The organism is Acidovorax kalamii (assembly GCF_002245625.1).
Lineage (GTDB): Bacteria > Pseudomonadota > Gammaproteobacteria > Burkholderiales > Burkholderiaceae_C > Acidovorax > Acidovorax kalamii.
This window is the reverse complement of the sequence record NZ_NOIG01000004.1, coordinates 37,222-60,810: the sequence shown is the minus strand read 5'-3', so window position 1 is coordinate 60,810 and position 23,589 is coordinate 37,222. Positions and strand designations below refer to the sequence as shown.

Here is a 23,589-nt window from a genome sequence, read left to right as displayed (position 1 = left end):
GCCACAGCAATCACCCGGAGCCCTACCCCATGACCACCTCTCCCCTTGTTTTTATCGACGGCGACCAGGGCACCACCGGTCTGCAGATCCACGAGCGCCTGCGCGGCCGCACCGACCTGCGCCTGCTGACCCTGCCCGACGCCGAGCGCAAGAACGCGGCCCGCCGCGCCGAGGCCATCAACCACTGCGACATCGCCATCCTGTGCCTGCCCGATGCGGCTGCGCGCGAGGCCGTGGCCGCCATCACCAACCCGGCCGTGCAGGTGATCGACGCCAGCTCGGCGCACCGCACCGACCCGCAGTGGGTCTATGGCTTTCCTGAACTGGACGCTGCGCAGCCTGCGCGCATCGCCAGTGCCCAGCGGGTGAGCAACCCTGGCTGCTATCCCACGGGCGCCGTGGCCCTGCTGCGTCCCCTGGTGCAGGCCGGCCTGCTGGGCCGCGAGCATGCGGTCACGGTGCATGCGGTGTCGGGCTACTCGGGCGGCGGACGGGCCCTGGTGGAAGAGCACGAGGGCCCTGGCGGCGCACACGCCCCCGCCTTCCAGCTGTATGGACTGAAGCTGGAGCACAAACACACGCCCGAAATCGCGCAGCACGCAGGCCTGGCCCAACGCCCCATTTTTGTGCCCGCCTACGGCGCGTTCCGCCAGGGCATCGTGCTGAGCATTCCCCTGTTTGTGCACCAGCTGCCTGCGGGTGCCAGCGGCGAGCGGCTGCACGCCTGTCTGCAGCAGCACTACGCAGGTGCCGCCCATGTCGAGGTCATGCCGTTGGCGCAGGCCGAAGCCGCCGAGTACCTCGACCCGCAGGCCCTCAATGGCACCAACCAGCTACGGCTGGGGGTGTTCGCCAACGCACGGCATGGGCAGGTGCTGCTCACGGCCGTGTTCGACAACCTGGGCAAGGGCGCGTCGGGCGCGGCGGTGCAGAACCTGGACCTGATGCTGGCACACCGGGCCGCATGATGGCCCGCCCCGCGCCCCGACCGAGCGACGCGGCGCGAACACCAGGGCAAGCCACCAACAAAAAGGGCTCCCAATGGGAGCCCCGTTTGCTTGGCCAGTGCGGGTGTCTTCAAAACACCTCCCATGGCAGCAGCCTCCGCACCGCGCGAAGTGCCACCACCATGGGAAGTCCCGCAACTGCGTCAATCGATCAACCGATTACATGGCGCTGAATTCGCCCGAAGGGATCTGGCCCGTGCGCAGGGCTTCAGCAGCCTGGGCACGCACAGCAGCACGGTCAGCCGTGGACTTGTAGGTCACCACACGCGAACCTGCTGGTTCGATGGAACGGGTCTGGGCCACGGTAGCAGCTTCGGCAGCCACTTCAGCGCGGGTGCGGTTCGTGTCGAACTTCAGAGCGAACTGCGAGCTGTCGGCTTCGTCAGCGTGTGCGCCGAAGGCAGAGAAAGCAGCCACAGCGGCGATGGAGAGGATGCGAGCGGTCTTGTTCATGGTGAAACTCCGGTGAAATTCAAAAAACAGGGATGTACGGGGCAATACGAAACAGCAAGAGCGGTGGATTCAGCGAATCAGGCGCTGACCAATCAACCACGCTCGCCGTAAGCGATCTGGCCGGTGCGCACAGCGTCAGCAGCCTGGGCACGCACAGCAGCGCGGTCGGCGGTGGACTTGTAAGTCACCACACGCGAACCTGCAGGTTCGATCGAGCGGGTCTGGGCGACGGTGGCGGCTTCGGCGGCCACTTCAGCGCGGGTGCGGTTGGTTTCAAACTTCGTGGCGAACTGCGAAGCATCGGCTTCGTCAGCGTGGGCACCAAAAGAGGCAAAAGCAGCGACAGCGGCGATGGAGAGGAAACGTGCGGTGTTGTTCATGATGGATAAGTCCTTGAAGTTAAAAAGCGTCTCAAAAAAAACCGGGTCAAAAACCATTCCTGAACCGGGTTCGGTGAGTCGCCTTGCGGGTTCGGCTCATCGATGGGTTGAACTGTACGCCGATGGCGTTCAGAGAAAAACCACTCAGTCGCTAACTGACTGTTCCAGTATTTGAAACAATGCCACATGGCGTGGGCAGGCAGAAAAAAAAGCCCGTGGCTCCTTTCAGAATCACGGGCAGGGCGGGCGCAAGCCCTCAGAGGCTATTTAAAGGCGGAGATTTTTTGGCTGCACGCAGGAGCGGCGCGTCAATGCCCCGGTCTCAGTACAGGTACACCGCACCCGCATTGATGCGGCTTTCGTCGGCCTGGTTGCCACCAATGCCGTTCGATCCACCGTCTTCCGTCGAAGCCCCAACCGCCAGCGTATTGCCGTCGCCCGACAGCGCCACCCGGCCGCCAAAGCGGTCGCCACTGCCGGTGTTCGGCGCCTTCACGTAGGCTTGCTGCGCCCAGGTGCCTGCGGTGCGGCGAAACACCAGCACGGCGCCCGCATCGGCAGCCGTGGTGTCGGCCTGGTTGCCGTTGAAGCCCGTGGCCGCGCTGTTGTCGCGGTACGAGGGCACGACCAGCGTGTTGCCGTCGCTGGACATGGCGAGGTTGTTGCCAAAACGATGGGGGGTGCGGGTGTTGGATGCCTTCAGGTAGGCCTGCGGCTGCCAGGTGCCGCCTGCGCGGGTGTAGACAAACACGGCCCCTGAGTTGAGCGCCAGGCTGTTGCTGGCAGGGGGCACCACATACACGCCCGTGTGATCGCTGCTGTCCCCGTCCATGCCCACAGCCAGCGTGTTGCCGTCCCCCGACAGCATGACTGCCACGCCAAAACGGTCCAGCGCCAGCGGGCTGGGAGCCTTGAGGTAGGCCTGCTGCGCCCAGACCCCAGCCGTGCGCTGGAACACATAGGCAGCCCCCGCATCCTGCAAGGAATCATCGGCCGGAGTGGCGGCCGAGGCGCTGCGCTCAAAAAAAGCGCCCACCGCCAGCGTGTCGCCGCTGCCCGACAGGCTGAGGTAGATCCCGAAAAAATCCCCCGCCCCTGCGTTGGCGGCTTTGATGTAGCCCTGCTGCGCCCAGCTGGTGCCGGTGCGGCTGAACACATAGGCCGCGCCGGACGACGCGAACGCCGCATTGCCATGGGCACCGGTCAGGTCCCCGCTCTCGTTGTAGGCGCCCACCGCCAGGGTGTTGCCATCGGCCGAGAGCGCAACAAACGCGCCGAACAGGTCGAACGCAAACGTGTTGCTGGCCTTGATGAAGGCCTGTTGCGACCAGGTGCTGCCCGAGCGGGAATACACGTACACCGCGCCGGAGCTGCTGGCGAGGTTGTTGCTGGGGGGCATCACCGCAAAGGTTCCTGTCTGGTCGCCGCTTTCACCGTCCGCACCAATGGCAAGGGTATTGCCGTCGGCCGACAGGGCTACAGCGTTGCCAAAGTAATCGTTGGCCTCGCCCCCAGGCGCGGTGATGCGTGCCTGTTGCGACCAGATGCTGCCGGTGCGGGTGAAGACATACACCGCGCCCGTGTTGCCAGCTTCGCCATAGGCCCCGACAGCCAGCGTGGTGCCATTGGCGGACAAGGCCACCCGGTTCCCGAACCGCGCTTCGGCTGCGGTGCTGGCGGCCTTGAAGTAGCCAATGGCCTGCACCATGTCTGCCGCCACCGGGGCGGACGGGGCGCTGCAACCGCTGATGTTGCAGGCCCGCACGGTGTAGGTGGCGTTCAGCCGCTGGTGCAGCAACACCGGCACCCCATACGCCAGCGCGGTGGTGGCCGTGGTCCCGATCTGCGCAGCCGCCAGCGGGCCCGCACCATCGGGGTCTTCGTGCACGGTGTAGCTGGTGGCATGGGTGGCCGGTAGCCATGAGAAGTTCAACGCCTTGGCCCCATAGGTGATGCCCAGGCCCAGGGGGGCGGCGGCGACGGGTGGAGGCGGCGGAGGCGGTGGGGGCACATCGATCGTGCGGCAGGTCACCCGCACCTGCGTCACCGGTGCCAAGGCCACACCGGTGGCGCTGTTGGCCTCACAGAACTGGTCCAGGGGCTGCACCTGCACGGCCACCGAATAGGTGCTGCCATGGGGCACGGCCAGGGCAAAGCGGAATGCCCCATCGATAGTCACCAACAGGTCGGCCGTGCCATTGAGCCGCAAGGTCAGCCCCCCCGCCAGGCCCACCACCGTCCCGCCCACTGCATAGGTGTTGGTGGTGCAACGGACCAACACGTTGGTGACCGGCCCCGCCACCACGCCCGTGCCGTTCTCCACCAGGCAGGTCTGCCCGGTGGGCTGGGTGCGCACCACAATGTTGTAAGACTCGCCCTGCGCCACCTGGGTGGCGTAGCTGCCGCTGGCGGTGATGGTCCACTCCCCGCGTGTGCCATTGGCAAGCACCAGCACGCCCGCAAGCCCGGACACCTGGCCGCCCACCGGGTGCAACACCGCCGCAGGCGGCGGGGCGGGCACGGCGTCGCCGCCTCCCCCACCACAAGCTGCCAGCACACCAGCGGCCACCCCCACCAGCCAGCGGGCCGCCCACCGGCGGATGCCCGCCAATGCCCCATGCAGCCCTTCGGGATGTGGCAATCCATGGGGCCCAAACCACGCGCCTTTTCGGTGCTGCGGACAGGCGGTTTCGGATTCAAGGGAGGCAGATCGAGGCATCAAAGGTTCTCCGCGCACAGGACAGGGACGGTGGCCCGGAAGGCCACCAGGCACTCTAGTTTTTGCAGCCCCATCCACCCACCCCACCGAAGCGGGGTTGACAGGCGGGACGGCGGCCTGCCCCTTTCACCTTTCCCTTTCAGTTCTGCGGCCCGCTGCCGATAAACCCAGGATAAAACCAACGAGAAAAAACCACCCATGAGTGTTGTCGGCCTGTCCAGCCGTCCCCCCGCGCTGGCAACGGCGTGGAGCCCCACAGTAACCCCCGCCCCATCGGCAGCAACGCGCCCGGTAGCGGCGCAGCCAGCGCCGGTCACCCCACAAAAACCCGTTGCAGCCAGCAGCCCCACCACCACCAACAACATCGCCAGCGCCACCGTGCAGGGCAACCCACGCTTCCTGCACATCACGCAGATGCCAGGCAGCCTGCAGACAACCCCCGCCACCTACGAAGCACTGCTGGACATGCAGACCCGGGGCGGGCGCATGCAGGTGTGGGAACAAGCCCCGGACAACGCCCTGGCCGAGGTGATGGGCCGCAACGCCAGTGCCACCACACAGCAAGGCCGCCTGGCGGGCCTGGGCTCTGCGCTGCTGGGGCAGGTGGCCAGCACGGGCGTGGGCTACCGGCAAACCGTGGTGGACATGGCTGCCGTCGCTTCGCCCGACCGGATCCAGGGCAAGGCCATGGATGCGCTCTGGTCCTTCAAGAGCCGCCCCAGTGGCAGTGTGGAACTCTCCATCGAGACGCGGTCTGGCGCCAGGGTGCGCCTGTCCATCCACGACCAGCTTGAGCCCAGCGCCTCCGGCGCGGGCATGTCGGTCGAGGTCGTGGTGGAAGGGGAACTCGGTGTGCAGGAGCGCGAAGCGCTCCGCGCCCTGGCCAGCGGATTCGACAAGGCAGTGCAGGGGCTGTCGGGTGACGACCCGAAGCTGGATGTGGAAGAACTGCTCCGGTTCGACAGCAAGGTATTCACCCGGCTGGAACTCCAGACAGAGATGTATGGCAAGGACAGGGATGGCAACCGGGTGTTGACGCTGGGCGCGCAGCTCCAGGTCGATGGAGACCGGCGCGCAGTGCAGCTGCGAAGTCGCGACGGCGTGGTGAAGATGGCAACCGACCTGCGCCAGCCCGCCCAATGGGGTACGGACGCACAACGGGCCAATGCTGTCGAGCGCTACCTGGGCCGCATCGACAAGGCAGCAGAACGCGGCCAGGCCCGACAGGCCCTGGTGGACCTGTTCAAGTCCAGCTTTGCAGCCATGCACAGCCGCTACGACGCCCCCCACACAGGCGTTGGCCTGAAACCCGGCACCGCGCTGCACACCCTGCCCGGCACCTTCGGCGAAGAAGACCAGGGCCTGTTGACGGGCCTGGCGGACTTTGACGCCAGCATCACGGCCACCACGCGGGCCACCAACCCGCGCCGCACGCAGGAACTCGACACCTTCCACTACACGCTGAACCAGTCCACCCACATCACGGGCAGCTCCAGCCGCAACCGGGCCGTCAGCCAGACCCAGACCGCGCAGCTCGTGGCCTCCTACCACCAGTCTCTGCTGGTGTCGGCCGCCCCCCGGCTTGACACCACCTCGGCGTCACAGAACTACCTCTACAACAAGGTGGACGACAGCAGCAGCACGGAGGCGCACCTGGCCTACGACAACGGCGAGGCCATCCGCGCCACACTCACCCAGGCCGCGTCCCTCTCGCTGCACACGCTCAGGGTGGAAAACAACCAGGTCACGGGCAACAGCACCAGTGCACCCGGGCCACAGTCCCGGCACACCGACCTGCTCCCCCTGCTCAAGCAGCTGCAGCTGCAGCGCCAGCAAGACGCCCAGGAAGCCGACGACACCGCGCGCCGCGAGCGGCAGGAAACCCTGCAGGCCTGGCAGACACAGGTTTTGCAGGGCCTGTGATGGCCGCGCCGCCCCTGCCCCCCGGGCGAAGGTGTTCTGCACGCCTTAGCTGCAAAACGCCAGTCAACCTGAGAGACCCAGCAGACGTAAGTCATTGATTTTTTAGCTTCCTCCAAACTGCGCCATTGGTGTTTAGAGGCCCGCGCCACTCTACATTCGTCGGTGCGGTTTTTGCGCCACTACAGTTTCGTGAGTGCGAAGCTTGCTATCGGACGCAGAAATGACTTTGTGTGCTTGCCCTCGTCAACCACTCCGCATCAGGGTGTCGCACCAGGTCAACCACTGGTGCTCCCTAGAACAGCACCTTCTGCGCACTCGTCAATGCCACAAAGCTGTCGCCCAACGGCTGAAGAATCGCATCGGCGATGGGCTGGAGTTGTTTGACGAGGTAGTGCTCATAGTCAATGCGCGAGTACCGGGCCTCCAGAGGCTCGGGGCCGCTCTGCGTCATCACGTACTCGATCCAGCCTCCACGCTGGTACTGCTGCGGACGGTTCAGCTTCGCGTTGTGCGCGTCAGCAATGCGCGCCGCGCGCACCTGGGGAGGCACGTTGACCTCATAGGCATCGAGTCGGTGGCGCAGGCGTTTTCGGTAGACGAGCAGCGCATCCATCTGACCATCCAGCATTGACCGCGCATAGTCGGTCACGAACTCCCGGTAGGGCTCACCGTGGAAGATGCGTGATAACAAGCCTTCCTGGAACTGGCGCGCCAACGGGGTCCAGTCGCTGCGGGCCATCTCCAGCCCGCGATAAACCATCTCCTCCCGACCTTCTTCATCGACGCTCAGGCCGGCGTAGCGCTTCTTGCTGCCGACGTCCGATCCCCGGATGGTGGGCATGAAGAACTTGGCGTAGTGGGTATCGAACTCGATTTCGAGGAAGTTCTCCAGCTGCTGCTCTTCTCGCAGCTTGCGGGTCCACCAGGCGTTGACTTCCTGCACCAGATGGGCCGCAATGGCGTGCGCCTCCGCATTGGGATAGGTGCGTTTGAGCCAGATGAAGATGGAGTCGGTGTCTCCGTAGATGACCTGGTATCCACGCAGCTCAACGAACGTCCGGGTGAGCTTCATCACCTCGTGGCCGCGCAGGGTCACGGCGGACACCAGCTTCGGATTGAAGAAGCGGCACTCGGACGCGCCGAGCACCCCGGCGAAGGAATTCATGAGCAGCTTCAGGGCCTGCGACAGCGGCTGGTTCCGGTTCCGCTTGGCCTCGTCCCGGGCATTCGAGAGTGTGGTCACGATGTCCGGCAGACAGTGTTTGTCGCGCGAAAACAGCGTGCCTTGCGGCCCCTGCACCAACCCGCTCTGGATGTCGGCGCTCTCTCCCTCGGCCAGACCCACGGGGTCCACCAGAAAGGTCCGGATGATGGAGGGGTACAGGCTTTTGTAGTCCAGGACCACGACGGAGTCGTAGAAGCCCGGGGTGGAGTCCATCACATAGCCGCCGGGAAAGGCCTTGGCTGCGATGTCACCCACGTTGGGAGCCACGTAGCCCAGGCGGTGCATGCGCGGCAGGTAGTGGTGGCTGAATGCGGCGATGGAGCCGCCGAAGTGATCTATCTGCAAGCCTGTCGTCTGGGCTCGCTCCAGTACGAACGGCAGCAGTTCCAGTTTTTCGAAGATTCGCAGGACGAGCGCGCAGTCGCGGATGTTGTAGCTGGCCAGCGCGGGCTTGTCTTCCTGGTAGCGCCGCTCGATCTCCGCCATCTTGTCGTAGGCATCGCCGATCTCCTTGCCCTCGCCCAGCAATGCCTGCGAGACCGCTTCGAGGCTGAAAGACGGGAAGCTCCACATGCCCGCCCGCAGTGCTTCGATGCCATCGACAACCACACGCCCGGGCATGGGCGCGAACAGGTAGCCCTGACGGCCGGGGTGCGTACGCCACACGATGGGGCGGCGCTCGCGTCCGAGCAACAGCTGCACGGAGTTCGCGTCGGCGGTCTTTTGCAGCACCCGCAGGTCGAACTGGATCACGCTCCAGCCGACGATGACATCCGGGTCATGGTCCGCAAACCAGGCATTGAGCTGCTCGATCATCGCCCTGCGAGTTGAGCAGTACACAAGCCTGAAGTCCATCGGCGACACAGCTGGCGCCGGCACAGACTCTGGTGCTTCCCCCAGCATGAACACCACCCGGTCACCCGCACCATCCAGTGCGATGGAGTACAGATCCTCCGTTGCGCTCGTCTCGATGTCCAGCGACACCACCTTCAACACCGGGCGCCAACCAGACGCGGGCTTCAACCTGCCGTCGAGGATGGTCGAACCTTCGCGCTGGCCTCCCTCGACCAGAACACCGGCCGTGATGAACCGCTCCATCAGGTAGCGATCGTGCGGGCGGACATCCGCTTCGTAGAGCGGTATTCCCAGTGGCTGGAGTGCGCGCGCCAGCTTGCCCAGATCGCGGAACCTGCGAGCATAGACACCGAGGACGGGCTTCTGGTCGAACGTCTTCAGATCGAGCTCCCTTACCTCCAAGCCCTGCGCGCTTGCCAGCGGAGCTTGCGCTGCGGCCCGATGGCAGTCAGGCAGAAAGGCGACCGACGTCTGTCGGGTTATCAGCACCTTCTTCGGCCCCTCGTCGGTGGCCAGCCAATACTCGATCTCGGTGCCGTCTGGGAGGTCCCGCCAGTTGCGGGTGAGAAGGAAGCCCCGGAGTTCGGTGGTTGCGAGGGCTGAGGACATCAGGTGGAGCAGGGGACGCTGGCGCGGCAATTCTGATGCCTAGGGCGAGATGGTGGAGAGGTGCGGTGGCTCTTGTGCATGATACTGATTTTTTATACAGTATCGTAAAACTGCCACCAAGAAGGCCATGCACAAACCATCGCGCTATGTATTCCGCCCTGCCCGGCCAGCACCCGCATTGCTGCGGCGCATTTGGGCGTGGTTCTGAGGCGGCGCTGCTGCGCTACAGCACTTCTCCCCCATGTTCTGAGGGGGTGTCTTGAAACGGCCACAAATGCCCGTATCATTAGCACTCACCGCAGACGAGTGCTAACACCGCACTCGCATGCCGGAAGTTTGGGAGCGCCTGGGCATCCAGGCGCTGAGTACGTCAGCTTTTTTACTGAAAACAGGAGCATTGCAATGAACCTTCGCCCTCTGCACGATCGCGTGATCGTCAAGCGTATCGAAAGCGAAACCACGACCGCCTCCGGCATCGTGATCCCTGACAACGCCGCTGAAAAGCCCGATCAAGGTGAAGTGCTGGCCGTAGGTCCCGGCAAGAAGAACGACAAGGGCGAAGTGCTCGCCCTGAACGTGAAGGTCGGTGACCGCGTTCTGTTCGGCAAGTACTCGGGCCAGACCGTCAAGGTCAACGGCGACGAGCTGCTGGTCATGAAGGAAGACGATTTGTTTGCTGTGGTCGAGAAGTAATTTCTCATCCCTGCGTTACTCATCTTTTCATAGCTGCTGACGCTTGATTGACAGGCACCAGCAGCAAATTTGAACCTAATTTTCAGGAGCCAAAAATGGCAGCAAAAGACGTAGTTTTCGGCGGCGAAGCCCGCGCTCGCATGGTTGAAGGCGTGAACATCCTGGCCAACGCGGTCAAGGTCACGCTGGGCCCCAAGGGCCGCAATGTGGTGCTGGAGCGCTCGTTCGGCGCCCCCACCGTGACCAAGGACGGTGTGTCCGTGGCCAAGGAAATCGAACTCAAGGACAAGCTGCAGAACATGGGCGCCCAGCTCGTGAAGGAAGTGGCCTCCAAGACCAGCGACAACGCTGGTGACGGCACCACCACCGCCACCGTGCTGGCCCAGGCCATCGTGCGCGAAGGCTCCAAGTACGTGGCCGCTGGCCTGAACCCCATGGACCTGAAGCGCGGTATCGACAAGGCCGTGCTGGCCCTGACCGAAGAGCTGAAGAAGGCTTCCAAGCCCACCACCACCTCCAAGGAAATCGCCCAAGTGGGTTCGATCTCCGCCAACTCCGACGAATCCATCGGCAAGATCATTGCGGACGCCATGGACAAGGTCGGAAAGGAAGGCGTGATCACCGTGGAAGACGGCAAGTCCCTGCAAAACGAGCTGGATGTCGTGGAAGGCATGCAATTCGACCGCGGCTACCTGTCGCCCTACTTCATCAACAACCCCGAAAAGCAAGCCGCTCTGCTGGACAACCCCTTCGTGCTGCTGTTCGACAAGAAGATCAGCAACATCCGCGACCTGCTGCCCACGCTGGAACAAGTCGCCAAGGCCGGCCGTCCCCTGCTGATCATTGCTGAAGAAGTCGAAGGCGAAGCCCTGGCTACGCTGGTGGTCAACACCATCCGCGGCATCCTGAAGGTCGTGGCTGTGAAGGCTCCTGGCTTCGGTGACCGTCGCAAGGCCATGCTGGAAGACATCGCCATCCTGACGGGCGGCAAGGTCATCGCTGAAGAAGTGGGCCTGAGCCTGGAGAAGGTCACGCTGGCCGACCTGGGCCAAGCCAAGCGCATCGAAGTGGGCAAGGAAAACACCATCATCATCGACGGTGCTGGTGCCGCTGCCGACATCGAAGCCCGCGTGAAGCAAATCCGCATCCAGATCGAAGAAGCGACCAGCGACTACGACCGTGAAAAGCTGCAAGAGCGCGTGGCCAAGCTGGCTGGCGGCGTGGCAGTGATCAAGGTGGGCGCTGCGACCGAAGTCGAAATGAAGGAAAAGAAGGCCCGCGTGGAAGACGCCCTGCACGCTACCCGCGCTGCTGTGGAAGAAGGCATCGTGGCCGGTGGTGGCGTGGCCCTGCTGCGCGCACGCCAAGCGGCTGGCGAGATCAAGGGCGACAACGCTGACCAAGACGCTGGCGTGAAGCTGATCCTGAAGGCCATCGAAGCCCCTCTGCGCGAGATCGTTTACAACGCTGGTGGCGAGCCATCGGTGGTGGTGAACGCCGTGCTGAACGGCAAGGGCAACTACGGCTTCAACGCTGCCAACGACACCTATGGCGACATGATCGAAATGGGTATCCTGGACCCCACGAAGGTGACCCGTACAGCCCTGCAGAACGCCGCTTCCGTGGCTTCGCTGCTGCTGACGACCGAAGCCATGGTGGCCGAGGCTCCGAAGGACGACGCACCTGCTGCTGGCATGCCCGACATGGGCGGCATGGGTGGCATGGGCGGCATGGGCATGTAATTGCCCGGCCCCTGCGCAGCAGCCCGGTGCTCGCTGCGCAGTCCACAACACAAAAGCCCGCAGGCCTTACGGTCTGCGGGCTTTTTTATGGCGGCCTTGTTGGGGCCGCTTGCAGCGGTGGCTTTACTCCCCGCTGGGCTGCACCCACCAGTAGATCAGCACCAGCGAACCGATACCGGTGAGTGACAGCAGCTGCCACCAGCCCGACCGGCCAATGTCATGCAAGCGGCGCGCCCCCACAGCCAGGGCGGGCAACAATAAGGCCAGCGCCACAATGCCGTACAGCACCTCGCTCACAAAGCCGGTCACCACCAGCACCACCACCTGGAACAGGGCAAACCACCAGAACTCCGAGCGTGGTGCGCGGCCCGAAAAGCCCGCGTACTGCGCGAAGCAGCTTTTGACAGCAGAAACAAAATCCATAGTGCACTCCCTCTCTTGGTTGAAAAAACAAACCAGCGATGTGGGGGACCTTGGCCCCCGCGCCATGATAGGGGGGCTCTGCGTCAGCGCCCGAAGGAAATTGCTGGGCGCCGTCGTGCGGTGTGGATGGCACGCAGCGCATTGGCGGCCGTCTACTATATTTTTTATAGCTACAAAGACATGCCCATCAGGCGGAAACGGCCATTTTTTGCTAAATTTTTCTACGCCAAATGACTTCACCCCGCGTTGCGCAGCGCCTGCGTGGCGCGTGCCAGCTCGGTGATGCGCGTCCAGTCGCCCGCGCGCACCGCATCGGTGGGCGTGAGCCACGAGCCGCCCACGCAGCGCACATTGGGCAGCGCCAGGTAGTTGGGGGCGGTGGCGTTGGTGATGCCGCCCGTGGGGCAAAAGCTCACCTGGCCAAACGGGCTGGCCCAGGACTTGAGCAGCGGAATGCCGCCCACGGCCTCGGCCGGGAACAGCTTGAGGAACGAGAATCCGTCGGCCAGCGCCGCCATGATCTCGCTCGACGTGGCCACACCGGGCAGCAGCGGAAGGTTCAGGCCCTTGCAGGCACTGCCCACTGCCGACGTGTAGCCGGGGCTCACGGCAAACCGTGCACCGGCTTCGCTCGCGCGGCGGGCGTCATCGGCGTTGAGCACTGTGCCCACGCCCACCACGGCCTCGGGCAGATGGCGGGCGATGGTTTCGATGGCGGGCAGGCCCGCAGCGGTGCGCAGTGTCACTTCCAGCACCTTCACGCCACCGGCCAGCAGGGCCTCGGCCAGGGGCAGTGCGTCTTCCACGCGGTCGATCACGATGACGGGGATGACGGGGCCATGGCTGGCGATGTCGAGAGGATTCATGGGGGTGGAAGCAGGGGTTACAGCCATGTGCAGGCTCCTTGTTCGGCACCGCCGGCGTGGCGGCGAAAGTTGGTGAAGAGTTCGCGGCCAAAGCCGGTTTGCGCAGGTGCGTTGTAGGGCGAGGGTGTGCGTGCGGCCCAGGTGGCGTCATCGACCAGCACATCCAGCGTACCCGCCACGGCATCGACCCGCACGATATCGCCATCGCGCACCTTGGCCAGCGGGCCACCGGCCAGCGCCTCGGGCGTGACGTGGATGGCGGCGGGCACCTTGCCCGATGCGCCGCTCATGCGCCCATCGGTCACCAGCGCCACTTTGAAGCCCTGGTTCTGCAGCACCGCCAGCGGGGGCGTGAGCTTGTGCAACTCGGGCATGCCATTGGCCTGCGGGCCCTGGAAGCGCACCACAGCCACCATGTCATGATTCACATCGCCCGCGCTGAAGGCGGCGAGCAAGGCTTCCTGCGAATCGAACACGCGGGCGGGTGCTTCGACGATGTGGCGGTCTTCCGGCACGGCCGAGACCTTGATCACCGCACGGCCCAGTCGCCCCTGCAACAGGCGCAGGCCGCCCGTGGGCGAGAAGGGCTTGGACACAGGGCGCAGCACGCTTTCGTCGCCCGACTGGGCCGGTGCGCCCTGCCCGCCATCGGCAATGCCACCCGCGTTCACGCTCAACACATCGGGGTGCATGAAGCCGCCAGCGAGCAACTCGCGCAGGATCCAGGGCGGGCCACCTGCTGCCTGGAACTGGTTCACGTCGGCATCGCCATTGGGGTACACGCGGGCCAGCAGCGGCACCACAGACGAGAGTTCGTCAAAGTCCGTCCAGTCGATCAGAATGCCCGCGCTGCGCGCAATCGCCACCCAGTGGATCAGGTGGTTGGTCGAGCCGCCTGTGGCCAGCAGGGCCACCATGGCGTTGACGATGCAGCGCTCGTCCACCAGCTTGCCGATGGGCGTGAAGCGCTTGCCGCGCTTGCCGATGTCGAGCACCGTGCGCAGCGCCTGGCGCGTGAAGGCCTCGCGTGCTTCGGTACCGGGCGACTCGAACGCCGCGCCGGGCACATGCAGACCCATGGCTTCGAGCAGCATCTGGTTGCTGTTGGCGGTGCCATAAAACGTGCAGGTGCCGGGACTGTGGTACGCGGCCGACTCGGCCTGGAGCAGTTCGTCGCGGCCCACCAGCCCCTGCGCGTACTGCTCGCGCACCTTGGCCTTGTCCTTGTTCGACAAGCCCGTGCCCATGGGGCCTGCGGGCACAAACACGCAGGGCAGATGCCCGTAGTGCAGCGCGCCAATCAGCAGGCCCGGCACGATCTTGTCGCACACGCCCAGCAACAGCGCGCCATCGAACACGTCGTGGGACAGCGCTACCGCCGTGGCCATGGCAATGGCGTCGCGGGAGAACAGCGACAGCTCCATGCCGGGCGTGCCCTGCGTCACGCCGTCGCACATCGCAGGCACGCCACCGGCCACCTGCACTGTGGCTCCCTGCTTGGCGGCTTCATCGCGCAGGATGGCAGGGTAGCCCTGGTACGGCTGGTGGGCCGAGAGCATGTCGTTGTAGGCCGTGACGATGCCGATGTTGGGGGCCTTCTCGACCGTGACCTTGAACTTGTCAGAGCCCGGCAGCGCCGCATAGGCGTGGGCCAGGTTGGCGCAGCCCATGCGGTCTTGGGCGGGCTTGCGGGCGATCATGGCGTCAATGCCAGCAAGGTAGGCGCCGCGCGTGTCTGCGCTGCGCTGGACAATGCGCTCGGTCACGCGCGCTACAACTGGGTGCATGGAGGTCTCCATCGGTGGGTGGCAAGGCCCCGTGCATGGCGCCGGGGCTCAGTATCTGAGGCCCTAGAATGTAACTCGATAACCACCACGATTCAACCCATGTCCCTGCAAACCTTGCCCTTGCCGCCGTCCGAACTGGGCGAATCCCCCTTCTGGCACCCCACGGAGAAATCCCTGTATTGGTGTGACATTCAGGGTCAAGCAGTACACGCATGGCATCCCGAAAGCGGCCGCCACCGGCAATGGCGCATGCCCAGCGAGCCTGGCTGCTGTGCGCCAGCGGCTGATGGGCGATTGGTAATCGGGTTACGAAACGGTTTCTATCTTCTGGATACCGCGAAGGACAGCGCCGACCCCACCGCCCTCACCTGCCTGGCCTTGCTGCCCGCTGACCTGCACGACACCGCTGTGCTGCGCCTGAACGATGGTCGCTGCGACACGACAGGCCGCTTCTGGGCAGGCTCCGTCATCACGCCGCGAACGGCACCGAATGCCGCGCTGTGGTGCCTGCAGACCGACCCGACCAGCGCCACCGGCTACCGCGTGCGCCACATGGCAGGCGACAACTTCACCGCCAACGGCCTGGCCTTCAGCCCCGACAACCGCACGCTGTACTGGTCGAACACGCCGGAGCACCGCATCGACCAGTTCGACTTCGATGTGGCCACGGGCGAAATCACCAACCGCCGCCCTTGGGTGCAGTTCGATCGCAAGGTGGAAGGCCAGCCCTACGGTGGGCGGCCCGATGGTGCGGCGGTGGATGTGGAAGGCAACTACTGGGTGGCGATGTACGAAGGGGCTTGCGTGTTGCAGCTTTCGCCAGCGGGTGAGGTGCTGCAGCGCATTACCGTGCCGGTGCAGTGTCCGACCATGGTGTGTTTTGGAGGGGAGGATTTGCAGACGTTGTTCATCACGTCGGCACGGGCGGGGCGGCCGGTGGAGGAGCAGGAGGCGGCGGTGCCGGCAGGGTCGCTGTTCAGCGTGCGGGTGGAGACTGCTGGACTACCAGTGAACCTCTTCACGTATTAAGGACGCTGGGCGGTTCAAGGACCATTGCAGACGTTTGGCTTTCCTGAAGGTTGGCACCTACCACCTACGCCGACCCTCACGACAGAAGAACTAGGCTTCACTGAGGTAGCCCTTCTCAACTTGCTGCTTCTGATTCTCAAAAATGGCCATGGCAGTCTTCATTCGCAAGAAGCCAAACTTTCTATAGAAAGGCTCTTTGCCAGGAACTGCATACAAGATGATTTTCTTGTGTCCGCATGACATTTCCATCAACTTGCTGACAACCTGTTTGCCGAGGCCTGTACCTTGATGACCAGGCGATACCGCAATGTCGCAGATGTACGAGCAATCTGCACCATCTGCGAGCGCGCGCCCCACAGCTACGAGCTTCGCATTCTCGTAGACGAAACACTTGAACATGCTGTTTGAGAAGACCTTCTGCAGATGAAGCGGGCTCTTCTCACCCAGAGGGGCGGCTCGATAAAGGGCAGAAAGTTCTTCCCAGTCGATCCCATCAGTAGAGAGTTTCCATTCGAGTGACACTTGTGACTCCCTTGCCCGAAATTGGCCGATAGCCATCATTCTTACTCACACCCCTCCCAGCGCCCCCAACACGTCATAACACGCCCCCATGTTGTGATAGTCCACCTTCCCCGCATTGCTCTTCTCGCGGGTGGTATTGCGGTTGTCGCGGTGCAGGATGCGAAACCATGCGCCATGTTCATGGTCCACAAAGTGGGCCCAGCAGTAGGCCCAGATGCGGTCGTACCACTGCCAGTAGCGCTCGTTGCCCGTGCGAACAGCAAGCACCGCTGCAGCCGCCATGCTCTCGGCCTGCACCCAGTGGTATTTGCCGTCGTCGCAGATGCTGCCGTCGGGCGCCATGCCGTAGTACAGGCCGCCGTGTTCGGCATCCCAACCCCGCTCCACAGCGGTATCGAACAGGCGCTGCGCACACGGCAGGTGCCATTCGGCGGGCAGCAAGGCGTCGAGTTGCAGCAGCAGCTTGGCCCATTCGGTCTGGTGGCCGATCTGGTAGCCCCAGGGGCGGAAGATGTTGCTGCGGTCATGGCGGTTGTAGTCCCAGTCCACGGACCAGTCGGCATGGAAGTGCTCCCACACCCAACCTTCGGCAGCGGGCGCAAGGGCGCGGGTGGACAGCGCGGCCTGCCGCTGGCAGATACCTTGCGCGAGTTGTTCGGCACACTCGATGTAACGACGCTCGCCCGTAGCGCGGAAGGAGGAGATCATGGCCTCGCAGGCGTGCATGTTGGCGTTCTGGCCTCGGTAGCTGGTCACCTGCCACTCGGGGCTTGCCTCGTCGGCATACAGGCCTGCGGCAGGTTGCCAGAAGTGCTGTTCGGCAGTTTCAAAAGCCTCAGACAGCCAATCGCGGGCCTCGGGCACTCCGGCCTCGCAAGCGCGGGCATACGCCAGCATCACAAAGGCCATGCCGTAGCAGTGGCGCGTGGCGTCTTGCACGGTGGTGCGGCCATCCTGCCAGTCGATCAGCCAGGCGTAGCCGCCCGTGGCAGGGTCAAGAAACGCGGTGCGCAGGAACGTGAGCGCGTGCCGCATGCCCGCCTGATAACGCGCCTCCCCCGTGGTGCGGTAGAGCATGGCGTGCGTGACCACAAAACGGGTGGCGCTGACGAGATGGCGGGTGTGCGTGTTGTAAACCGTGCCGTCGTCCAGAAAGAAGTGGAACTGCCCGCCGCTCGGATCGGTGGCCACGGGGTCGTAGAACGCCATGGTGGCCCGCAGATGCTGGCGCAAAAAGGCTGCGGAGCGGAAGTCCGGATAGGGCGGAATCGCCATGGGGGGGGTCTCCTGATGCGTTAGCTGTAGGCCAGAAACCGTGCCGGTCTCTGCCGGTGGGGGGGGCCTGGTCTGCCGCCAGCGCTGCCCCAAGAAAAGCAATGTTCCGGGGGTCAGGCCGCGCTGCGCAACAGGCCCAGCAGGCCCGCCGTGGAGCCATCGAGCCCGGCCACATCGCCGCTCTCCAGCCGTGCCTCCAGGTCCTTGGCCAGCACCTTGCCCAGCTCCACGCCCCACTGGTCAAAGCTGTTGATGCCCCACAGGCTGCCGCTCACAAACACGCGGTGCTCCTGCAGCGCAATCAGCGCGCCCAGCGATGTGGGAGTGAGGGATTCGAGCAGCATCAGGGTGCTGGGACGGTTGCCCGGAAAGTGCCGGTGGCCGTCGTCGCTGACCTTGCCCACCATCAGCGCCTGCGTCTGCGCCAGCGCGTTAGCCAGCAGCTTTTGCTGATGGCCGGGCAGCGGGTGCGAGGCCTTGCGCACGGCCACGATCTCCAGCGGCAGCACGTCGGCCCCCTGGTGCAGCATCTGGAAGAACGCGTGCTGGCCGTTGGTGCCGGGCTCGCCCCACAGCACGGGCGATGTGACGCAGGCCAGCGTGCTGCCGTCTTGCGCCACGCGCTTGCCGTTGCTCTCCATCTCCAGCTGCTGCAGGTAGGCCGAGTAACGGCCCAGCGCGGCGTGGTACGGCGCGATGCAGCGGCTGGTGAAGCCATGGAAATTGCGGTACCAGACATCGAGCAGTCCCAGGCGCACCGGCAGGTTCTGCGCCAGCGGCGCGGTGCGGAAATGCTCGTCCATGGCATGTGCGCCCGCGAGGAAGTCGCGGAAGCCTTGGGCACCAATCGCAATAGCAATCGGCAGGCCAATGGCCGACCACAGCGAGTAGCGGCCGCCCACCCAGTCCCAGAACCCGAAGGTGGTGGTGATGCCCAGGGCCGCTGCGGCTTCGATGTTGGTGGTGAGTGCGGCAAAGTGGCGGGCCACATCGCGACCGCCCTGGGCAGCAAACCACGCGAGTGCCGAGCGCGCGTTGGTCATGGTCTCGGCCGTGGTGAAGGTTTTGGACGCGATGAGGAACAGCGTGCTCTCGGGCCGCAGGCCCTTGAGCACATGGTGCAACTCATGCCCGTCCACGTTCGACACAAAGTGGAAGCGCTTGCCGGGGATGCGGAACTCTTCGAGCGCGCGCACCGCCATGTGCGGGCCCAGGTCCGACCCGCCAATGCCGATGTTCACCACGTCGGTGATGGCGGCATCGCTACGCACCTGCTCGGCATACTGCAGCATCGCATCAAGCGTGTGGTGCACATCGGCCAGACGCTGCACGGTCTCCGGCACATCACCGGGCAGGGCCACGCCTGCAGGGCGGCGCAGCAGCGTGTGCAGCACGGCGCGGTTTTCGGTGGTGTTGATGGCCTCGCCCGCCAACATCGCATCGCGGTGCTGTTCCACCCCGCAGGCGCGGGCCAGATCCAATAGCAGGGCTTCGGTCTCGCAGCTCCACAGGTTCTTGGAGAGGTCGGCAAACACGTGGGGCGCCTGCTGGCTGAAATGCGCAAAACGACCCGCGTCTTGAGCAAAGGCCTGGCGCATGTCCAGGCTGCGGCCCTGGGCGTCAAAGTGGGCCGCCAGCAGGGGCCAAAGGGCAGTCTGGTCGCAACGGGTGGGCATGAGGGTCATGTCGTCTGGGGTTGGAAATGCGCCGGAATGGTAACTTGATTACAGAAATTCAACGAGTTTTACGGATTCTTTTGGGTTACATGCAGCAGGAACATAGCAAAGAAGGCCACAAATTTATGTAACGTGATTACAATTCCACGCAGCAAAACGACACACCCACCACGGAGACACCATGAGTTTTGACCTCGTCCTGTTCGGCGGCACCGGCGACCTTGCCTGGCGCAAGCTCATGCCCGCATTGTTTCAGGCATTCCGCCATGGCACGCTGCCCGAGGGCGGGCGCATCATCGCCGTGGCGCGCGACGACCTGAGCGACGAACAATACCGCAGCCTGATCCAGTCGCGGTTCGACAGCGTGGAACTGGCCAAGCGCCCCACACCGGACGAGTTTGCGCGGTTTGCGGCCTTGCTGAATTACCTGCGCATGGACCTGTCCAAAACCCAGGACTACGAACGCCTGGCCGAGACACTGAAGGCACGCGGCGCCGACTCGGTGGTGATGTACGTGGCCACCGCGCCCAGCCTGTTCACCAACGTGTGCGAGCAGATCGCCGCCGTGGGCCTGAACGGCCCCACCACCCGCGTGGTGCTGGAAAAGCCCCTGGGCCACGACCTGCAGTCCAACCGCGCCATCAACGACACCCTGCGCCGCGTGCTCAAGGAAGAGCAGGTCTTCCGCATCGACCACTATCTGGGCAAGCCCTCGGTGCAGAACCTGTTTGCGCTGCGATTTGGCAACGCGCTGTTCGAGCCCCTGTGGCGCCGCGAGACCATTGCCAACATCCAGATCACGATTGCCGAAGAGCTGGGCGTGGAATCGCGCGGCGCGTTCTACGACCAGACCGGTGCGATGCGCGACATGGTGCAGAACCACGCGCTGCAGCTCTTGTGCGCGATCGGCATGGAGCCGCCCATCAACTCCAGCGCCAACGCGATCCGCGACGAAAAGCTCAAGGTACTGCAGTCGCTCAAGCCCTGGACGCTGGAAACCATTGGCCAGCATGTGATCCGCGGCCAGTACGCGGCGGGCAACCACCAGGGCCAGCCCGTGCCCGGCTATGCACAAGAAAAAGGCGTGGCCCCCGGCAGCACCACCGAGACCTTTGTGGCGCTGCGCACCGAAATCAGCAACTGGCGCTGGGCGGGTGTGCCGTTCTATATCCGCACCGGCAAGCGGCTGGCGGGGCGCGACGCGCACATCGTCATCAACTTCCGCCCCGTGCCCCACCCCATCTTCAAGACGCCCGCAGGCGCTGCCAACCGGCTGGTGATCAACCTGCAGCCCAAGGACGGGCTGGAGCTGCACCTGATGGCCCAGGGCGCCGCCCAGCACCAGACGGAACCCGCGCTGTCGCAGGTGCACCTGAACCTGGACTTTGACCAGCGCTTTGGCACCGAGCGCGTGGGCGCCTACGAGCGCCTGCTGCTCGATGTAATTGCAGGCCGCCTGAACCTGTTCGTGCGCAGCGACGAGCAGGAAGAAGCCTGGCGCTGGGTGGAACCCATCCTGCAATATTGGAAGAACGACCCGGCAGGCCCTCGCCCCTACCCTGCGGGCAGCTGGGGCCCGCGTGCGGCCAGCGCGATGATTGCGCGCGACGGGTATTGCTGGAGTGAAGAGATGTGACACGGAAAAAGGCCCACCAGGGCCTTTTCTTTTTTGGGTGAGTGCAATCAGCGCGGCATGGCGCTGGTCGCAGGCCCGACCAGCTCGATCGGCAGCCCGTCCGGGTCGGCAAAAAAGGTGAACAGTGCACCGGTGAACGGATCCACCCGCACCGGCTCCACGGCCACGCCATGCGCCACCAGCGCGGCCACGCTGGCCTCCATATCGGCTACGCGCAACGCCAGATGGCGCAGGCCACAGGCCTCGGGGTAGGACGGGCGCGGCGGCGGGTTTGGAAAGGAGAACAGCTCCACCTGCGTGCCATCAGGCAGTTGCAGGTCGAGCTTGTGCGACTGCCGCTCGGCGCGGTAGTGCTCGTGCACCACCTGCAGGCCCAGCACCTCGGTGTAGAAGTGGCGCGAGCGCGCGTAGTCACTGGCGATGATGGCCACGTGGTGCACACCGGTGGGCCGGAGCATGGGCGGTGCTGCGCTGTCGCTACTCATACGTCCGAGCCCGCAATGTCCAGCGCGCGCGATGCACCGTGCAGCGCGGGCGTGGCGCCGGGGTCGATCACCCAGCAGGGAATCGTCGCCAGGTAAGACTGGAAGCGCCCCTTGGATTCAAACCGCGCGCGGAACGGCGACTGGTCAAACCAGGTGCCCAGGCGCGGCACCATGCCGCCGCCGATGAACACACCACCGCGCGCGCCCAGCGTGAGCGCGAGGTTGCCCGCCACACTCCCCAGAAAGCCACAGAACAGCTCCAGCGCCTCCAGCGCCAGCGGGTCGTTGGCTTGCAGGGCCAACTCAGTCACCTGTGCGGCCGAGCTGATCTCTTTGCCGCCACGCTGGGCCAACCTGCGCAGCGCGTGGTACAGGTCCACCAGCCCGGCGCCACACACGGCGCGTTCGGCAGACACATGGCCGTAGCGCTCTTGCAGGATGCCCAGCACATCAAATTCGCGCTGGGTCTGCGCGGCCAGCGTGACATGGCCACCCTCGCCCGACAGCGGCACCCCCAGGCTGGAGCCCGGCGGAAACACCAGGCCCGACACCCCCAGGCCCGTGCCCGGGCCCAGCAGCGCAATCGCGGCGCCCGGCACGGCCGCGCCGCCGCCCACGGGGCGCAGCTGATCGGGCGTGAGCAGGGGCAGCGCCAGCGCGAGTGCGGTGAAGTCGTTGATGACCACCAGCCGCTCAAAACCAAACGCCTCGCGCACGGCGCGCTGCGAGAAGCTCCAGCTGTGGTTGGTCATGCGGATGGCGTCGCCCGTGACGGGGTTGGCGATGCCGAACGCGGCCTCGCGCGGCGTGGGCACGCCCACCTCTTGCAGGTAGGCCAATAGCGCTGCGTCCACCGTGGGGAACTGCGCGCAGGGCAAGACCCGCGTGTCGTTGAGCGGGCCCGTGGGCGATGCCTGCCAGGCCAGGCGGATGTTGGTGCCGCCAATGTCGGCAAGAAGGCGCTGCGGGTGCATAGATCGACGAAAAGAATCCCAAACGGTCCGAAGAAAGGCCGGGCGGGCAGAACGTGCCACCCGCCCGGCTGTAGGAGAGCCAGCGGCTGCGGCCCTCATTAGCTATATTATTGATAGCTTAAAAAGCATGCCAGCCGCGCGCAGAAGCCTGTTTTTACTTCAAATCTTTGCCCTGACAAAGACCAAAGTCGGGTGGCGGCGCCTGCGCCGCAGGTTCACGCGTTTTCTCTCAGGCCACCAGCCGCTCTTCGGACTGCGCATCGAACCAGTGGGCGTGCGCGGGCGCCAGGGCCAGGCCCACATGCTCGCCGGGCTGCACGCGGGTCTGGGCGTCGGTGCGCAGCGTGACGCTGCCTGCGGCGGTGTCCACCATCACATAGGTGTCCGGGCCCGTGGGCTCCACCACGCTGACCCGGCCGCGCCAGGGGGCGGTCTCCTGCATCACCAGGTGCTCGGGGCGCACGCCCAGCAGCACCTCGTTGGCACTGGATGGGGGTGGCGCCAGGTTCAACGCCGCACCCTGGATGCCAAACTGCCCGCCCGTGACGGCGCCGCGCAGCAGGTTCATGGTGGGCGAGCCGATGAAGGTCGCCACGTAGGTGTTGGCCGGGCGGTTGTAGATCTCGTCGGGGGTGCCCAGCTGCTGCACCACGCCGCCCTTCATCACCGCGATGCGCGAGCCCAGCGTCATGGCCTCGACCTGGTCGTGCGTGACGTACACGCTGGTGATGCCGCTGGCCTGGTGCAGGCGCTTGATCTCGGCGCGCATCTCCACGCGCAGCTTGGCGTCGAGGTTGGACAGCGGCTCGTCGAACAGGAACAGCTGCGGCTGGCGCGCGAGCGCCCGGCCCATGGCCACGCGCTGGCGCTGGCCACCCGAGAGCTGGCTGGGTCGGCGGTCCAGCAGGTGGCTGATCTGCAGCATGGCGGCCACTTCGTCGATGCGCTTCTGGCGCTCGGCCTTGGGCATCTTGCGCATCTCCAGCGCAAAGCCGATGTTGTCGGCCACGGACAGCGTGGGGTACAGCGCATAGCTCTGGAACACCATGGCGATGTCGCGGTCGCGCGGGGGCATGCCCACCACGTTCTTGCCGCCGATGCGGATCTCGCCCTCGGTGGGCTCGTCCAGCCCCGCAATGATGTTGAGCAGCGTGGACTTGCCGCAGCCCGAGGGGCCGACGAGGATGAGGAACTCGCCGGGTGCGACGTGGATGTCCACCTTGCGCAGCACTTCCACGCTTTTGTCGCCCTTGCCGAAGCGCTTGTTGATGCCTGCGATGTCGAGTGATGACGCCATGATTTCTTACTCT

Annotated in this window: 19 protein-coding genes; 6 read left to right on the top strand and 13 right to left on the bottom strand. The window is 64.9% G+C overall.

Features of this window, described 5'->3' with window-relative positions; translation table 11 throughout:
- Window positions 1-29 precede the first annotated feature (29 nt).
- Window positions 30-968, top strand: a complete 939-nt coding sequence (argC, locus tag CBY09_RS03335; RefSeq protein WP_094286415.1) for an N-acetyl-gamma-glutamyl-phosphate reductase — start codon at window positions 30-32, stop codon at window positions 966-968.
- Window positions 969-1,166: 198 nt separating this feature from the next.
- On the opposite strand, the gene CBY09_RS03330 is transcribed toward argC, so the two are convergent.
- From CBY09_RS03330 to CBY09_RS03320, 3 genes are all read right to left on the bottom strand, one after another.
- Window positions 1,167-1,460 carry a hypothetical protein gene (locus CBY09_RS03330; RefSeq protein WP_063459401.1) on the bottom strand — a complete coding sequence of 98 codons (294 nt, stop codon included), beginning with the start codon at window positions 1,458-1,460 and terminating at the stop codon, window positions 1,167-1,169.
- Between the two features lie 92 nt (window positions 1,461-1,552).
- The gene (locus CBY09_RS03325; protein WP_063459199.1) at window positions 1,553-1,840 is read right to left on the bottom strand and encodes a hypothetical protein; all 288 of its coding nucleotides are present in this window, start codon (window positions 1,838-1,840) and stop codon (window positions 1,553-1,555) included.
- Window positions 1,841-2,162: 322 nt separating this feature from the next.
- On the bottom strand, window positions 2,163-4,481 hold the full coding sequence (locus CBY09_RS03320; RefSeq protein ID WP_133066230.1) for an FG-GAP repeat protein: 2,319 nt from the start codon (window positions 4,479-4,481) through the stop codon (window positions 2,163-2,165).
- A 276-nt stretch (window positions 4,482-4,757) separates the two neighbouring features.
- Between CBY09_RS03320 and CBY09_RS03310 the strand changes: the two genes are divergently transcribed.
- Complete coding sequence (locus tag CBY09_RS03310; protein WP_133066229.1) at window positions 4,758-6,482, top strand: hypothetical protein; 1,725 nt, start codon at window positions 4,758-4,760, stop codon at window positions 6,480-6,482.
- A gap of 292 nt (window positions 6,483-6,774) precedes the next feature.
- Here CBY09_RS03310 and CBY09_RS03305 read toward each other — a convergent pair whose 3' ends face one another.
- Window positions 6,775-9,171, bottom strand: coding sequence for a DNA polymerase II (locus CBY09_RS03305; RefSeq protein WP_094286407.1), 2,397 nt, complete (start codon window positions 9,169-9,171; stop codon window positions 6,775-6,777).
- 402 nt (window positions 9,172-9,573) lie between these two features.
- Here CBY09_RS03305 and CBY09_RS03300 point away from each other — a divergent pair, with 402 nt between their 5' ends.
- Both CBY09_RS03300 and groL read left to right on the top strand, forming a co-directional pair.
- Window positions 9,574-9,864, top strand: coding sequence for a co-chaperone GroES (locus tag CBY09_RS03300; protein ID WP_056173280.1), 291 nt, complete (start codon window positions 9,574-9,576; stop codon window positions 9,862-9,864).
- Between the two features lie 95 nt (window positions 9,865-9,959).
- Window positions 9,960-11,606 carry a chaperonin GroEL gene (groL, locus tag CBY09_RS03295; RefSeq protein ID WP_094286405.1) on the top strand — a complete coding sequence of 549 codons (1,647 nt, stop codon included), beginning with the start codon at window positions 9,960-9,962 and terminating at the stop codon, window positions 11,604-11,606.
- Between the two features lie 123 nt (window positions 11,607-11,729).
- Here the strand turns inward: groL and CBY09_RS03290 are convergent, their stop codons facing one another.
- The 3 genes from CBY09_RS03290 to edd form a co-directional block, all read right to left on the bottom strand.
- Window positions 11,730-12,029, bottom strand: a complete 300-nt coding sequence (locus CBY09_RS03290; protein WP_094286403.1) for a DUF805 domain-containing protein — start codon at window positions 12,027-12,029, stop codon at window positions 11,730-11,732.
- Window positions 12,030-12,265: 236 nt separating this feature from the next.
- Window positions 12,266-12,922 carry a bifunctional 4-hydroxy-2-oxoglutarate aldolase/2-dehydro-3-deoxy-phosphogluconate aldolase gene (gene eda / locus CBY09_RS03285; protein WP_094286401.1) on the bottom strand — a complete coding sequence of 219 codons (657 nt, stop codon included), beginning with the start codon at window positions 12,920-12,922 and terminating at the stop codon, window positions 12,266-12,268.
- Window positions 12,913-14,682 (bottom strand): phosphogluconate dehydratase, encoded by a 1,770-nt coding sequence (gene edd, locus CBY09_RS03280; RefSeq protein WP_094287951.1) that lies wholly within the window; start codon window positions 14,680-14,682, stop codon window positions 12,913-12,915. Before edd ends, eda begins: the two co-directional genes overlap by 10 nt.
- A 99-nt stretch (window positions 14,683-14,781) precedes the next feature.
- On the opposite strand from edd, the gene CBY09_RS03275 reads away from it, so the two are divergent.
- Window positions 14,782-15,711 (top strand): SMP-30/gluconolactonase/LRE family protein, encoded by a 930-nt coding sequence (locus CBY09_RS03275; protein WP_094286399.1) that lies wholly within the window; start codon window positions 14,782-14,784, stop codon window positions 15,709-15,711.
- Between the two features lie 90 nt (window positions 15,712-15,801).
- Here the strand turns inward: CBY09_RS03275 and CBY09_RS03270 are convergent, their stop codons facing one another.
- The 3 genes from CBY09_RS03270 to pgi form a co-directional block, all read right to left on the bottom strand.
- Entirely contained in the window at window positions 15,802-16,233 is a 432-nt protein-coding gene (locus tag CBY09_RS03270; RefSeq protein ID WP_094287949.1) for a GNAT family N-acetyltransferase, read from the bottom strand.
- A gap of 45 nt (window positions 16,234-16,278) precedes the next feature.
- A complete protein-coding gene (locus CBY09_RS03265; protein WP_094286397.1) occupies window positions 16,279-17,508 on the bottom strand; it encodes an AGE family epimerase/isomerase in 1,230 nt (409 codons plus the stop codon).
- Between the two features lie 113 nt (window positions 17,509-17,621).
- Window positions 17,622-19,184 (bottom strand): glucose-6-phosphate isomerase, encoded by a 1,563-nt coding sequence (gene pgi, locus CBY09_RS03260; protein ID WP_420807440.1) that lies wholly within the window; start codon window positions 19,182-19,184, stop codon window positions 17,622-17,624.
- A gap of 181 nt (window positions 19,185-19,365) precedes the next feature.
- Between pgi and zwf the strand changes: the two genes are divergently transcribed.
- Window positions 19,366-20,820 (top strand): glucose-6-phosphate dehydrogenase, encoded by a 1,455-nt coding sequence (gene zwf, locus CBY09_RS03255; RefSeq protein ID WP_063460134.1) that lies wholly within the window; start codon window positions 19,366-19,368, stop codon window positions 20,818-20,820.
- Window positions 20,821-20,867: 47 nt separating this feature from the next.
- Here zwf and gloA2 read toward each other — a convergent pair whose 3' ends face one another.
- From gloA2 to CBY09_RS03240, 3 genes are all read right to left on the bottom strand, one after another.
- Window positions 20,868-21,305 (bottom strand): SMU1112c/YaeR family gloxylase I-like metalloprotein, encoded by a 438-nt coding sequence (gloA2, locus tag CBY09_RS03250; protein ID WP_205734084.1) that lies wholly within the window; start codon window positions 21,303-21,305, stop codon window positions 20,868-20,870.
- On the bottom strand, window positions 21,302-22,279 hold the full coding sequence (glk, locus tag CBY09_RS03245) for a glucokinase (protein ID WP_094286393.1): 978 nt from the start codon (window positions 22,277-22,279) through the stop codon (window positions 21,302-21,304). Before glk ends, gloA2 begins: the two co-directional genes overlap by 4 nt.
- A gap of 229 nt (window positions 22,280-22,508) precedes the next feature.
- On the bottom strand, window positions 22,509-23,576 hold the full coding sequence (locus CBY09_RS03240) for an ABC transporter ATP-binding protein (protein WP_094286391.1): 1,068 nt from the start codon (window positions 23,574-23,576) through the stop codon (window positions 22,509-22,511).
- Window positions 23,577-23,589: the final 13 nt, after the last annotated feature.

Excerpts from the sequence above, each read along its gene's own strand:
- edd (WP_094287951.1), bottom strand. The coding sequence starts at position 14,682 with ATGCACCCAGTTGTAGCGCGCGTGACCGAGCGCATTGTCCAGCGCAGC.
- glk (WP_094286393.1), bottom strand. The coding sequence starts at position 22,279 with ATGCACCCGCAGCGCCTTCTTGCCGACATTGGCGGCACCAACATCCGC.
- CBY09_RS03240 (WP_094286391.1), bottom strand. The coding sequence starts at position 23,576 with ATGGCGTCATCACTCGACATCGCAGGCATCAACAAGCGCTTCGGCAAG.
- CBY09_RS03290 (WP_094286403.1), bottom strand. The coding sequence starts at position 12,029 with ATGGATTTTGTTTCTGCTGTCAAAAGCTGCTTCGCGCAGTACGCGGGC.
- argC (WP_094286415.1), top strand. The coding sequence starts at position 30 with ATGACCACCTCTCCCCTTGTTTTTATCGACGGCGACCAGGGCACCACC.
- CBY09_RS03305 (WP_094286407.1), bottom strand. The coding sequence starts at position 9,171 with ATGTCCTCAGCCCTCGCAACCACCGAACTCCGGGGCTTCCTTCTCACC.
- CBY09_RS03325 (WP_063459199.1), bottom strand. The coding sequence starts at position 1,840 with ATGAACAACACCGCACGTTTCCTCTCCATCGCCGCTGTCGCTGCTTTT.
- CBY09_RS03275 (WP_094286399.1), top strand. The coding sequence starts at position 14,782 with ATGTCCCTGCAAACCTTGCCCTTGCCGCCGTCCGAACTGGGCGAATCC.
- gloA2 (WP_205734084.1), bottom strand. The coding sequence starts at position 21,305 with ATGAGTAGCGACAGCGCAGCACCGCCCATGCTCCGGCCCACCGGTGTG.
- eda (WP_094286401.1), bottom strand. The coding sequence starts at position 12,922 with ATGGCTGTAACCCCTGCTTCCACCCCCATGAATCCTCTCGACATCGCC.
- groL (WP_094286405.1), top strand. The coding sequence starts at position 9,960 with ATGGCAGCAAAAGACGTAGTTTTCGGCGGCGAAGCCCGCGCTCGCATG.
- CBY09_RS03300 (WP_056173280.1), top strand. The coding sequence starts at position 9,574 with ATGAACCTTCGCCCTCTGCACGATCGCGTGATCGTCAAGCGTATCGAA.
- CBY09_RS03265 (WP_094286397.1), bottom strand. The coding sequence starts at position 17,508 with ATGGCGATTCCGCCCTATCCGGACTTCCGCTCCGCAGCCTTTTTGCGC.
- zwf (WP_063460134.1), top strand. The coding sequence starts at position 19,366 with ATGAGTTTTGACCTCGTCCTGTTCGGCGGCACCGGCGACCTTGCCTGG.
- pgi (WP_420807440.1), bottom strand. The coding sequence starts at position 19,184 with ATGCCCACCCGTTGCGACCAGACTGCCCTTTGGCCCCTGCTGGCGGCC.
- CBY09_RS03330 (WP_063459401.1), bottom strand. The coding sequence starts at position 1,460 with ATGAACAAGACCGCTCGCATCCTCTCCATCGCCGCTGTGGCTGCTTTC.
- CBY09_RS03310 (WP_133066229.1), top strand. The coding sequence starts at position 4,758 with ATGAGTGTTGTCGGCCTGTCCAGCCGTCCCCCCGCGCTGGCAACGGCG.